This window comes from Rhodococcus sp. 852002-51564_SCH6189132-a, assembly GCF_001665495.1.
GTDB lineage: Bacteria > Actinomycetota > Actinomycetes > Mycobacteriales > Mycobacteriaceae > Rhodococcus > Rhodococcus pyridinivorans.
The window spans coordinates 59109-72460 of the sequence record NZ_LZMJ01000004.1 but is presented as its reverse complement, the minus strand read 5'-3'; the positions used below and the strand labels follow the sequence as shown (position 1 = coordinate 72460).

Sequence of the window (13352 nt, the reverse complement as noted above, 5' to 3'; positions counted from 1 at the left end):
GAAATGGATCCGATTAATCCTGTGTCTCTCGCCAATGCGTTGCGTGATACCTACCTTAGGTATTTCGATACCGCCTTTTGGCTCAATGACGAAGCTATAATGGAAGAGCGCCGTAAGCTTCTTGCTCAGCCGGGAGCACTCCTTGGGAAGGTCCTGATCGAGCCGGTCATCCCCTACCTGAACACGGTGCCGTTGGCGGACGTCGCGGCGCAAACAGACTTGCCAATTTCTATCGTGATCCGGGTGGCGGAGTCTCTCTTCCAGGGAGCTAGCTCCGAAAAAATCCATCTACGGGAACATCAAGCAAATTCTATAATCCATCACTTCCTCAATGGCGCGTCCGCTGGACGAAATGTCGTGGTTACGTCAGGCACGGGATCCGGCAAGACTGAGTCATTTTTATTACCCCTTTTGCTGCGAATCGTGAGCGAGTCCTCGGAGTGGAAACCTCAGAGGCCTTGGACGCCGTGGTGGAAAAGTGCCAAACCGTCCTGGACCGCGGTGCGGAGCGGCGAAGACAGGTTACCGGCTGTGCGAGGGCTTATTCTATATCCGACAAATGCGCTTGTAGAAGACCAGATGACGCGGTTGCGCAGGGCAGTGCGGAAGTTACGGGAAGATGATACATCTCGACCAATTTGGTTCGGTCGATATACCGGTAACACGATCGGAACTGGTGATATAACTAGTACGAAAGTAAGCGAGGTTGCACAAGAACTTCGAGCTTGCGCTCAGGAGTACGACGCACTAGTCGAATCGCGAAGCCGCGGAAAATCGGACGTTGATTTAAGTCAATTCCCAGATCCGCGGTCGGGCGAAATGATGACCCGATGGGATATGGTCGCTCATGCTCCCGATATCCTAGTGACAAACTACTCCATGCTCAACACGATGATGATGCGCCATCGTGAAGAAGACATATTTGCGCAGACTGCAGCCTGGCTTTCCGACAGTCAAGATAATGTGTTCACCCTAGTTGTCGATGAACTCCACCTATACCGCGGCACTCAAGGCAGTGAAGTTGCCATGATCCTCCGAGCCCTGTTTAGAAGGCTCGGAATATCTCCCCAGAGTCCGCAGCTGAGAATTATCGCGACGTCCGCTTCGCTGTCCGACTCAAACGGCGGTCGCAAGTATCTTGAGGAATTTTTTGGTGTCGATCCGGATAGCTTTTCGATCGAGGCTGGCCGGCAACTGAAGGTAACAGAATCAGAGAGCCTCAATTCGGAGTCCCTATTAAGAGAGGAGATTGACGCTGGCGATCTGACTCACGCTATCGCCGCCGCATGTTACGACGACGAGGAAGGGCGAATACGAGCGACTCCCCTCGAAACGATCGCCAAACGCATGTTCCCGGGGGACAAAGACGGGCTGCTCACCGAGAATGCTCTGGCGCAGCTTGCAAGAGCCGACCTTGCGTCTGCAGAGGTCGAGGCGATCCCCCTCCGTGCGCACTTGTTCGTTCGAGCGCCGCGGGGGATTTGGGCGTGCACGAATCCAGATTGTCCAGGTGCCACGGAGCATTCGAACAATCGGAAGATTGGCCGCTTGTACACCACACCGATTGGGGCGTGCTCTGACTGCGGCGCACGTGTCCTTGAGCTTCTGTACTGTTACGAATGCGGCGATATTAGCCTTGGCGGGTACATCGTGGATACTCACGGTTCGGAGGCTCTGCTTTCGCCAACACCCCTCATCGAGAGCCAGGGTGCAAGACCAGTCTTTCTGCGCGCCGCGAAGCAGTTCTATTGGTATCGTCCTGGAACCCTTACCAGCTACGATGACTGGACGCGCGACGGTATCAAACTTTCGTTTGCGCCGGCCACTTGGAACCCATCACTCGGTATCATCTCGAGGGACGGCGAACCCACTGGTGTTCGGCTCGCCTTCACAGGCGAGTTACCCGAAGACCGGATACCTGCCTTGCCGGATCGTTGTCCTGCGTGCAGCTTCAGACCCGCGAGTCATCTGCCAAAAGGAAAGTTTCGCGCTGGACAAGTCACGTCTGCAATCCGTGCGCACACTGCAGGTGTAGCGGCGACCACCCAGTTGTATCTCTCACAACTTATTCGTTCACTTGCTGAAGGGCAATGCGTAGAGAACAGCGCGAATTCAAAAACCATCGTTTTTTCTGACAGTCGAGATGATGCAGCCCGCACCACCGCCGGAGTTGCGCGCAACCACCATCGCGACCTCATCCGGCAGGTGCTCCGACAGGAACTCTCTAGAGGTGCCGACCCTATCGGTGCTCTGGATTCAATTGTCTCGGATCCATCGCAGCTTGCTGCCAAACCCGAATTTCTCGCTGGCGCCGTAGCGCGAATGAAACAAATAGCCGGCGAAAAGCTTTCGGTAGACGAGAAGATCGCACTCGAGCGCACGTTAGAGCAACTCGGCTCGATCCAGACCGTCGGTTTCGGAGATATGTGTGAGCGCATAACTAATGTGCTGGTTGGGCTGGGGGTAAACCCCGGGGGGACAGATCCGTGGAACCAACAACTGGAGGACTCGCTCGAGGGTGAAACTCCGTGGTACCGAGCATTTCGCCCACCGCAACCCGGCCTTTGGTCTGAACCACCAATCACGATGGGGCAAGAAAAGCTCAAATCAGCCTTGCGATCCGCAGTTGTTGACGCGACCTTCGACCGGGCGCGCCGTGACCTTGAGTCTGTAGGCATCGCACGTGTCGACGTTGATGGATGGACTGCAGTTCCCGGGCCCTTGGGCGAAGAGCAACAGTCGGAACTGTTGCATGCTGTTTTGAGAATTCTTGGCTTAATGGGTCGTACGGAAGGTAGTAGTCGCAGCGGAGTAGAGCCGAGCGCGGTTATTCCTGCGCCTGTGCGGAAGTACATTGCTGCGGTAAGTGGTGCTCGCAATTTGGATGAGGAGCAGCTTACCAGTCAGCTTGTGGCGCTTATGGGCGGCAGGGCAGTGTCACGCGCGGTAAGTGGATGGTTGCTCAAAACGACTTCGGCAGATTCAACTCTTCGATTCCATCCTCCGAGTGAATTTCAATGGCGTTGTATCCGTTGCCATTTTGTTCACCTTCAGCCAAGCCTCGATATATGCGCGAACCGTCAGTGTTTCAGTTCGGGCCTGGAGAAGCGGCCCGTGCCTGCAGAAGCAGACGACTATTATTCATGGCTCGCGCATCGAGATCCCCGCCGGCTAGCTATCGCCGAGCTGACAGGGCAGACAAAGCCCCTCGCCGTACAGAGAGACCGGCAGAGGTGGTTCAAAGCAGCCTTTACTCATTCCGAAAATTGCCTCACGGATGAATTGGACGTGCTGTCGGTAACTACGACAATGGAAGTCGGCGTAGATATTGGATCGCTTCGTTCCACGCTTATGGCGAATATGCCACCGCAACGGTTCAACTATCAACAAAGAGTCGGACGGGCCGGTCGCTCGGGCCAAGCGCTCAGTTTCGCATTAACAATTTGCCGCGACCGGACGCATGATGAATACTATTTCAACAGGCCTGAACGCATCACTGGCGACGTGCCGCCTCAGCCCTTTCTTGACTTAGGAAGGGCCCAAATTGTTCAGCGCGTGGTAGCTAGTGAATGCCTGTATGAAGCGTTCGCATCTCTTTCGCCTGGGCCTACATGGACCCCGAGTAGCAATCACGGAACATTCGGACAAATATATGAGTGGATTCCGTTCTTTCGGGTAAATGTTGCGGAGTGGCTTCGTGGTTCCCCAGAGGTCGATACAATAGTTGCTCGGTTGGTCGCTCATACGCCGCTCCCGTCCTCTGAGCATGAGAAAGTTCTAGATTTTGTCAGAACAGTCTTAATTAGTAGGATTGATGAGGTTGTTCGTGTCGAAAGTGACTCACCTGACACGGAGTTGAGTGCTGCGCTTGCTCGGCATGGAATTGTGCCGATGTTTGGATTCCCTACGAGAGTCCGAAATTTGTGGAGTAAACCGGTGCGTACACGGCGAGATATGGAACGCTTCGCGGTTAGCGATAGAGCGCTCGAAGTAGCTATTCGCAATTTTGCGCCAGGTGCGGAAATCGTTAAAGACGGTCTTGTGCATACTGTCAACGGGTTCGCTGCATATATAGTCCGAGGAAATAGGGTCGAACCGGCTGATCCAATTGGGGTTTCGCGCGTGGTGAGTACGTGTGAATCCTGCGGTCAGACGAACTTGTCTTCGAGCACGACATGTAATGCCTGCGGCAGCGTAATGACACAAATGAACCTATACGAACCGCGTGGATTTCGGACGACATACGAACCTCGTCCATTCAACGATGACCAAGAGGTTTTGAGTACGACGTCGGCGCCAGCGCTGATTCCTGGCGACACGCCTACTGGATCGACCAAGCTGAAGAATTTTAAAATTGATCTGTACGAACAAGCGCAGCTGGTTACGGTTAATGACAATTTCGGGCGTGGATACCAGTTTAGTAAGGGCGTCGATAAGTCAATAGTCGCCGAAACGCCGGACGCTTCAATCGGCACGATGAACACTATTGGCGAGGTACGTGTTACGGACGCACTTCTGGTTACGCTTGGCCCACTTGATATCGGTTCAGGAACAGTTGCGCTTTATGATCTTATGTCAGGTAAGGCGGCGTATACCTCGTTTGCAGAGGTAATCTTGCGCGCAGCGCAAGTGCTGCTTGATCTTGACGCGGTTGAAATCGCAGCGGGTCTCGTGCCCATGCGAATGCCGGCCGTATCGATGCGGGGCAATTCTACGTTTCAAGTTGGGGCTGGCGTATTTCTGGCTGACACAGCTGAGAATGGGGCAGGCTACGCGACAGAGCTCGGTGATGGCGTCGTGTTTCAAAGACTTCTGGCGGACGCGTTGAAAGAACTCCGTTCGGCTTGGGAGGATCCGGCGCACGCGGACAATTGTGATACTTCTTGTCCTGACTGCTTGAGATCCTACAATAATGCTCGCCGACACCCACTGCTTGATTGGCGCCTAGCACTCGACATGTTGGAACTAGCTAGCGGGGAAGTGCTGACCGTATCGCGGTCGATGCCTGAATGCGGTGCATGGATCAATGCAGCGGCGCATGCACTTCCTCAAACGACATCGCGAACAGTGCAGGGGGTTCCAGCGTTGGTGCGCGGAGATAGGTGTGTGCTGCTAGCGCATCCGTTGTGGCGTGCAGAAGAAGAGTTCCAGGTGCGGATTCAACAGGAGGCGATTAAGGCTGCCCAGGGCGAGTACGCGGTTGTTTCGCTTCTTGACTTGCGAGAGTTCCGAAGGAATCCAATTTCAGCGTTGAAACTGCTCTCTTAGGTCTAATCGGCTCGATCCACTCGTGGAGCAGCGGATTTGTGGTCGACCCGAAGTCGCAGGGACCCAATAACTGGTTCGTCGAGTTATTTAGCAACGAGGCCGGGGATCGCCAGGTTGTAATTTGGTGGAAAATGGAGTGCTATTATGAGCGAGGATAGTTAATCAGACGGGGCACATTACTGCAATCTTCGCGTCCGTACGCTGTAGCGGCGAGCGATCGCGTCGTTTGCCGCGACAAACCCGAGCTTCAAGGTCGTTGGTTTACGGCGTGCGCCTATATGTCATGATGGTTCCGCAAAGAACTCGCCGTGAGGCTTCGGGTCGGTCGTGGGTATTGGTCGACACGGGTTTTGGTCTGGTAGCCCGTTCGAAGGGTTCTGAGTGTCGTGCTGCACGGAGAGCCTGTGATTCTTGTGGGTGAAATTAGCTTCAGGTAGTGGCGAGACGACGCAATCAGTGCCCGCTATTGAACATTTTTCGCCTGATTGGGGAACCGCTGGTGTTTATTCGCATGGACCTGGATATGAGATTAATAGATTCCTCCGCTTCAGTCGCTGGATGCGGCGATGAAACTTTGGAAAAGATTCTGCAGTATGTGAGTAGTAGCGAGTGCGTAATTGGCGGCCAAAGTACTCGCGTGCCAGACACAGACACTTTTTCTTAGTTCCATCCTCCCGGAGATGCGTAAGCACGGTTGCGCTTGTGATGGTGGCTAGAACACCTGGACAACTTCAATGGTTACGTTTGTCGTTAATTACCGCCAATGTGCGTTCCGCTACCTGTATAGGATCTTCATGTTCCCATGCTCGAATCACGGTCCAGCCTTCCGCTGTCAGAATTCGGTCGGTATCGCGATCTCGCTCGCGGTTTCGAGCCATCTTCTCGCGCCAGTACTCGCTGTTGGACTTCGTTACAGTACGGCCGTGTGTCGGGCAGCCGTGCCAAAAACACCCGTCAATGAATAGGGCAATTTTTGTCGGTCTAAACACGACGTCAGCTCGTCGGCGTAGGCCCGGTAGAGGCGAAACGTCCACCCGATAGCGCACACCTGCGGCGTGGAGCAATCGGCGCACTGCTAGCTCGGGCGCAGTGTCGCGCGTCCGCTGCTGCTGCATACGACTTCGTACAGCTGGTGTGCTTGCCCAAGACGACTCAACTGTGTCTTGTCGAGGGGTCCGGACGGGAGTCCCCCTCAGGCGGGGAGGTGAAGAGAGGGAGTCTATCTGCTGACTAGTGCCGCATCACGCAACGTTTGCCCTGTCGACGATCTCCCGTAGCTGTTGATCCTCGGCGTGCTTGTTGCGCCAGATGATGTAGCGACGGATCATCGACGCTTGCTCCCGGTGACTGCCGTGGTCGGTGCCATCGAGCGCGAAGTACCGCAGCGCGGTGAACTGCGCCTCGATCCGGTTGAGCCACGAACTGTTCGTCGGGGTGTACGCGATCTCGACGTTGTTCGCCTCCGCCCACAGGCCGACCCGTTGGCACTTCCTCGTGGTCAGGTGCGGCGAGAAGTTGTCGCACACGATCGCGATACGAACCTCCGCCGGGTAAAGAGCGCGCAGGTAACGGCAGAACTCGAGGAAAGTGGAGCGGTTCTTCGTCGTCTTGACGTGCCCGTACAGCTTGTCCTTGCCCAGGTCGTAGGCGGCGAACAGATGCCGCACCCCGTGCGGTCGGGTGTAGGTCGCCCGCCGCCGGCGCCGCGGCTCCCGGTCCGGGTCCTTGTGCCTGCCGCCGCGTTCGGCCCACTGCCGGCCCGGATGCGGCTGCAGATTCAAGGGGCCGAACTCGTCGAGGCAGAAGATCGCCTGTGGCTCATCGGGATCGGACACGACATCGCCATCGGCGATGGCATACAGGTGCTCGACCCGAGCCTTCTTCACCGCGTAATCGGGGTCCCGAGATCTCTTCCAGGTCTTCACTTTTTGAAAGGAGACACCCTCCTCGCGGAGCAGCACGCGCAGACCCTCGTGGCTGATGTCGTCGACCACCCCCTCGGCGACCAGGAACTCGGCGAGTTTGGTCAGACTCCAGGTCGAGAACGGCAGATCGTGCTCGACGGGGGCGGACTTGGCGATCTTCTTGATCTCCCGGCGTTCCGGCAGGGTGAACTTTTTCGGCCGGCCGCCGGCGTACTTCGGGTACAGCGAGTCGAATCCGTCGGCGTTGAAGTTGTGGATCACATCGCGGACCCGGTCGGCGCTGGTGAAGCTGACCTCGGCGATCTTCGGTACCGGCATGCCCTGGGCCGAGAGCAGGACCATCTGGGCGCGCCGCCAGGTCACCACCGATCCGGTGCCACGGCGGATGATCCGTACCAGCCGTCTGCCTTCGTCGTCATCGATCTCTCGCACGCGTACTCGTTCTGCCACTCGACCAGGCTGACCGATCCCGTGGCCGACACGCCGCAACCGGTCGGCGTGTCGGCCAGAACGGGCAAAGGTTCACGGGTGCGGCACTAGAAAGCGGCCATGTTGTCATAGGTAGGTCCGATCGTTGAGAGTTCGTAGGTAAGCTTCGAGTCCATGGTCCGGCGGTAGCGTGGATGGAGCAATGGTCGAGGATGTGACCCTCGGCCTGGAGGATCACACCAATCTGGTCGTGCGCGCAAGCACAAGCGGTGTAGCTGTTGTTCCGTTGTAGATGCTGATACGTCCCGCGTGGCGCTGTGTAGTGACCGCGAGAGGAAACGGCTCTCATACGCCTGGCGTTGATCGGAAGGCAATATAGGTGAGTACATGTACTGCAGCGGCACGCAAGCCTACCAGCGGAGTTCTCCGCTACGTAAATGAACCAATGCATACGCACACTAGAAACTCTGCAGTGTTCAACTTTTAAACTCGTAGCCGCTCATTTTGTGCAGAGCTGCTCGATTGCACTGGTCGCGCGATCTCCCGGAATTTTTCACGGACGGACTCTCGTACGGTGCCGCCGTTAAGCTGCTCGACGACGTGCAGTTCGAAGGCTGCAATCCTGACCTGAGGCGTTGAGCGCGAAATTGCGAGCTGCGTGAGTTCTCTGTAGTCGATGTACTCGTAAGTCACGTGCACGCCGTGCAGAGTCTCGGACGTCGGGAGTCCTGCTGCATCTCTTGAGTGGGCTACGAACAGGACCTCGACAGTCCAGGCCTCGGGGTCGTCGAGAGCTGACCACGATTCTGCGAGGCGCTGCTCGACGATCCGACCCAAAGAGCGCGCATGGTCTTTAACATAAGTCGCTGAGAGGTGGCCTCCGTGGGCTTCGAGCGCGATCGCGCGCCGCTCGTCGACGTTGGCGAACTCGACGTCGCCCAGCTTGTGGCGGCTGAGGTTGGACGCATTGACTCCGTCTCCGAGGCCACGGGCACGCCAGCCCTGGCCATCAAAGGCGAGCACGGCGAGGCAGTCCACAACTCTCTGCTCTATGACCCCCTGCGTGTACGTCTCGTGCTTCGTGAGGTGGTCGGTAACCGCTGTGAACAGGTCGTCTGTCACAGTCAGGTCGAGGGGTACTGGCTTCACCGTACACAGTTCGATCATGCGCAGGAGCCAGGCCCGGAGGACGCGTGCGACCTGACGCCTCGGGACGAAGGGCAGCGATTCGATGGTACTGAGCAGCGTGACGAGAGCGTGGGCATCGTCACCACCGCGGTTTCGAGCCCACGAGGAGTTGAGTGTTTGTACCGCTTTGGCGTTGTTCAAGACTGGGTTACCCGTGGCTGCCGGATAGCGGGCAAAGAGTTTGCCACCGATATTGCCTCGGGGCTTGAACTCGTAGAGGTAACTCGCTGGGTGATCATAGAACTCGATCGGCGTGAGGCACCAATGAAGCATCTGCAAGTACGGCCAAAACGGTTCCTTGCTGCCCTGGTCGGCCCGCCTGAGTCGATTAAGCAGGCGCTCTACATCGACTTCAGGCAACCAGGTGTCAGTCTCCTTGCCCGCGATAGCGCTCGTCTCGGCAACCGATGAGTCAGGGAACAAGGCGAGCGAGAGTGCCTGGTCTGAATCCCAGAGATCCTCCCCGGCAGCGGCTTCGTTCAGTTCGGGCAGAAGGCTAAGCCTGCGAGCGATGAACGCCACAGAACCGTGAGCAACGTCGAGACTCGCTTCAGTAGTAGCGAGCAACCTAGCGACCTGCGAGCAGGAGAACAATTCCTCACCGAGCAAATGGGCGATCAGGGACGCTCGGGAAAGGAGTCTGCGGGCGACAGAGTGTGGAAGACCTGCAACATCTGAACTACCTTCGCGCAGTTTTCTGTAGAGATCGAAATATGCCCTAGCGCCGATCTCATCAAGCACCGGAGGGGTGAACTTGAGTACTTCGTCGACGGCCGCCCGAAGTTGCGGGTCGACGGCGCCGTCGAGTTGCCAGCGCTCAGTGGCTTCCTCAAGCACAAGCGCGAAGTCATCGGGACCCAGGCCCTGCGAATGAGCGAGCACTGCGGTTGCCTCGATCGCAGCGTGCTCGCGCTCGATCGCGAGGGGGAGTTCCCAGCCGCGGATAACGTGAGCAAGGGCAAGGTTCGATGTGTCAGCCACGGCCGCCCTCGTTCCAGAATCCGGGAGGCCGCCCGCCATGGGTCCGCCAGAGGTCTCGGAGCGTGATGGCACTCTCGTCCGCATTGAGACCTAGGGCTTCGAGCCACGCAAAGGCCTCGGCGACGGTCAGCCGGCGGTGGCCGGACTCGACGCGTGACACTGCGGCCTGGTCGATACCGAGTTCAGCGGCTAGCGTGCCCTGAGAGGCATGGCGCTCGTTCCTCAACTCTGAGAGCGCGTTGGCAAGAGCGTGATGGAAGTCGTTCTCGGCACTTGTTCCTGATGACACGCTACAAATCTAGCTTCGACGAGATGTCGGCCGGCGTTGCTAGGATCGCGCTATGTCAAAAGCGCATAACTCAGCAGCGTCCAGTGGCGCAAACGGCCTTACCTTCGTCTCTCTATACTCAGGAGCGGGCGGCCTCGACCTCGGGTTCGCGCGGGCGGGGTTTACCCCTGTATTCGCCAATGACATCGACCCGTACGCGGTCCAGACCTACAACCGGCTGCATGAGGTGCGCGACCCCGAGTGGCGAGAAGCGGCTCGTCGATTCGAGGGTCACACTGCTGTCTGCGGCGACGTGCGGGTCGCCGCAGCGGAACTCAAGGAAGGGATGGCCGACCTTGTCATCGGCGGACCCCCTTGCCAAGGATTCTCGGTTGCCGGTCGTATGGACCCGAATGATCCGCGCTCACGCCATGTGTTCGACTTTCTTGGGCTGGTCGCCACGGTGAAGCCACGGGCATTCGTGATGGAGAACGTCGCGGCGCTTGCGCGCAACCGGCGTTGGGCGGACATTATTGCAAACCTCAAAGACATGGCAGCGCTCGACTACAAGATCGAACTGATCGTGCTTAACGCCTCGCACTGGGGCGTGCCCCAAGCCCGTGAGCGCATGTTTCTCGTCGGCGTGCCACATGACGGACCGGACTTTGCCCTTCCGGAACCTCCCACGATCGACGCGCCTCCCACAGTTCGCTCGACGTTGTCGACCCTGCCCCGCGCAGGAGAACCGGGCAATGATTCCCTGTGTACCGCCATCATCACGTTGGCGAAGTCACCGGTACTGCGACGCTCGCCCTACGCGGGGATGCTGTTCAATGGCCAGGGGCGTGCAATGGGACTCGATCGCCCCGCCCCCACGCTGCCCGCGTCCATGGGCGGAAACAGGACTCCTATCGTCGACGAAGGGGATCTATACGACGGCGAGGAGCCGTGGATCGTTGACTACCATCGGCGGCTGTTCGTTGAGCGAAAGAACCCGTTGGCGAAGCTTCCACCCGAGGCCCGTCTCCGTAGGATTACAGTCGAGGAGGCCGCTGCGATCCAGACGTTCCCGAAGGACGTACCGTGGCAAGGTGCGCAGTCGGCCCGCTTCAGGCAGATAGGTAACGCGGTCCCACCGAGACTCGCCTACCAGGTCGCTGCAGCCGTCGCTGATACGTTGCTACGTACGCCGAGCAAAGAGGCTGAAATTGAGTCGGAGCATGCGCTTGCACTGATCTGAAAAGACTAGGAGTTGGAACCCCGAGGCGCATTCACAATTCGTGACACCTCGGGGTTCTGCAAGTTTCATGTCTTGGGGTCTGGTGGCGCTCGAAGTGTGTCAAGTTCGGCGTTCGTAAAATGCACAGCGGGGCGAAGTCGGTAGGTCTGCGTTGTTTCGGCGGAAGCACGAACGCTGGGAAGATCATCGATATCCTGCGCTGTAGAAGGTTCCTTCTACCTCCGACGGTAATCACGTCGGTGTAAACACAACCCGGTCGATCATGCCGCGGCCACGATCCAGCTGTACCCGGCCACTAGGTTGGTGTCAGCCGACTGACCGGTGGCAGTCCTCCGCATACGCTATGGCGCCGGCGAGTGTTGTAGTGCTCGATGCAGGGAGCACGGAAACCAGCTCGTTCGACGTTGCTGGTGACCACCTGGCAGTAGGCCCATTCGATCTGCAAGGTGAGGTTGAGGCGTTCGGCCTTGCCGTTCTGCCACAGACAATGCGGTTTGATGAACTTCTGCCGAATCTCGAATTCGGCGCAAACAGGGCGCAGCGACCACCGGTAGACAGGCGTTGTCGGTCATCAACCGTTCAATCCGGGCAATGTCGTGGCTGGTGAAGTGGTCGATCGCGCGGATCAAGAGATTTGGTCAAGCCCCAGAAGGTGGTGTAGGACGGTGATCCCTTCTCCTGTCCTGACTATGCAGCAGGAATCGCGGCAGCAGGTTCCGTAACCACCTCCCCGGCACTGTCCGGCGCGGTGCCCACAGCACGACAACGAGCCAGCACCTCGAGCCCGAGATACCGCCGGCCCTCCGTCCATTCATCGGTCTGCTCGGCCAGAACAGCACCGACCAACCTGACGACCGCGTCACGGTTGGGGAAGATCCCCACCGCATCGGTCCGACGTCGGATCTCTCGATTGAGACGCTCGGCCGGATTATTCGACCACACCTGAGTCCACACATCCTTCGGAAATGCGCTGAACGACAACAGATCCTGGCGGGCATTGCCCAGGTGCTCGGCGACCGCCGGGAGCCGGTCCTCGGTGTACTCGACAAGACGATCGAACTGGGCATCGACCGCATCGGCGGTCGGCTGGTCGTAGACCGAATGCAACATCGCCTTGACCGCTGGCCACATGCTCTTCGGACACACACCCATCAGGTTCGCCGCGTAATGGGTCCGGCATCGCTGCCACGCAGCACCGGGCAGGTTCGCCGCGATCGCATCGACCAGACCACGGTGTGCATCGGAGGTGACCAACCGGACCCCGCTCAGACCGCGGGCGACCAGGTCGGCGAAGAAGGTGTTCCATGCCGGACCGGTCTCGCTGGTGGCCACGTGCAGGCCCAGCACTTCGCGGTGCCCGTCGGCGTTGACTCCGGTGGCGACCATCGCGACTGCGTTTACGACCTGCTTGTTCTCGCGGACTTTCATCGTCAATGCGTCGGCGGCGACGAACGTGAACGGGCCCGCGTGATCGAGTCGGCGTTGCCGGAACGCGGCGACCTGTTCGTCGAGGTCTTCGGCCATGCGTGAGACCTGGGACTTCGACAGTGCGTTGATGCCGAGGGTTTTGACCAGCTTGTCCATCCGGCGGGTGGAGACCCCGGCCAGGTAGCAGTCGGCGACCACGGTGATCAATGCCGCTTCGGCGCGTTTACGGCGTTCGAGGAGCCATTCGGGAAAATACGTCCCGGACCGGAGTTTGGGGACGGCGACGTCGATGGCGCCGACGCGGGTGTCGAGCGGGCGGCGTCGGTATCCGTTGCGCTGGTTGACTCGTTCGGTGGACTGTCGGCCCCATTCGGCGCCGCAGACCGCGTCGGCTTCGGCGGACAGCAGGGCGTTGATCATGGTTTGTAGCAGTTCGCGCATCAGGTCGGGAGACGCGTCGGTCAGGGCTTGGTGCAATACACCCGCAGGGTCGACAATGTGGGGTGCGGTCATCGTGATGACTCCGTTCGAGGATTCTGTGGAAGGTTGACTCGAAGGATCACGCGGTGACCGTTTCACGTCCAGCAGCGACACGCTGTCGGTTGTGGTGCTGGTCACCGGGTTA

7 protein-coding genes and 1 pseudogene are annotated in these 13352 nt (G+C 58.4%); 2 read left to right on the top strand and 6 right to left on the bottom strand.

The genetic code is table 11. The features are described from left to right. Positions 1-3 precede the first annotated feature (3 nt). Entirely contained in the window at positions 4-5268 is a 5265-nt protein-coding gene (locus tag A5767_RS00660) for a DEAD/DEAH box helicase (RefSeq protein ID WP_064851441.1), read from the top strand. Positions 5269-5999: 731 nt separating this feature from the next. Here A5767_RS00660 and A5767_RS00655 read toward each other — a convergent pair. The 4 genes from A5767_RS00655 to A5767_RS24070 all read right to left on the bottom strand — a co-directional run bounded on the left by A5767_RS00655 (position 6000) and on the right by A5767_RS24070 (position 10080). After that, positions 6000-6464 (bottom strand): very short patch repair endonuclease, encoded by a 465-nt coding sequence (locus tag A5767_RS00655; protein WP_269454678.1) that lies wholly within the window; start codon positions 6462-6464, stop codon positions 6000-6002. A gap of 45 nt (positions 6465-6509) precedes the next feature. Next, positions 6510-7643 carry an IS630 family transposase gene (locus tag A5767_RS00650; RefSeq protein WP_064851392.1) on the bottom strand — a complete coding sequence of 378 codons (1134 nt, stop codon included), beginning with the start codon at positions 7641-7643 and terminating at the stop codon, positions 6510-6512. A 462-nt stretch (positions 7644-8105) separates the two neighbouring features. Further along, positions 8106-9791 carry a hypothetical protein gene (locus tag A5767_RS00645; RefSeq protein ID WP_082937547.1) on the bottom strand — a complete coding sequence of 562 codons (1686 nt, stop codon included), beginning with the start codon at positions 9789-9791 and terminating at the stop codon, positions 8106-8108. Further along, complete coding sequence (locus A5767_RS24070) at positions 9784-10080, bottom strand: helix-turn-helix domain-containing protein (protein WP_197483172.1); 297 nt, start codon at positions 10078-10080, stop codon at positions 9784-9786. Before A5767_RS24070 ends, A5767_RS00645 begins: the two co-directional genes overlap by 8 nt. A 52-nt stretch (positions 10081-10132) precedes the next feature. Between A5767_RS24070 and A5767_RS00640 the strand changes: the two genes are divergently transcribed. After that, a complete protein-coding gene (locus A5767_RS00640; protein ID WP_064851390.1) occupies positions 10133-11299 on the top strand; it encodes a DNA cytosine methyltransferase in 1167 nt (388 codons plus the stop codon). A 295-nt stretch (positions 11300-11594) separates the two neighbouring features. Here A5767_RS00640 and A5767_RS22300 read toward each other — a convergent pair. Then, positions 11595-11928, bottom strand: a pseudogene (locus A5767_RS22300) (integrase core domain-containing protein); the annotation flags it as partial. A gap of 58 nt (positions 11929-11986) precedes the next feature. Beyond that, the gene (locus A5767_RS00635) at positions 11987-13240 is read right to left on the bottom strand and encodes an IS256 family transposase (RefSeq protein ID WP_064851389.1); all 1254 of its coding nucleotides are present in this window, start codon (positions 13238-13240) and stop codon (positions 11987-11989) included. Positions 13241-13352: the final 112 nt, after the last annotated feature.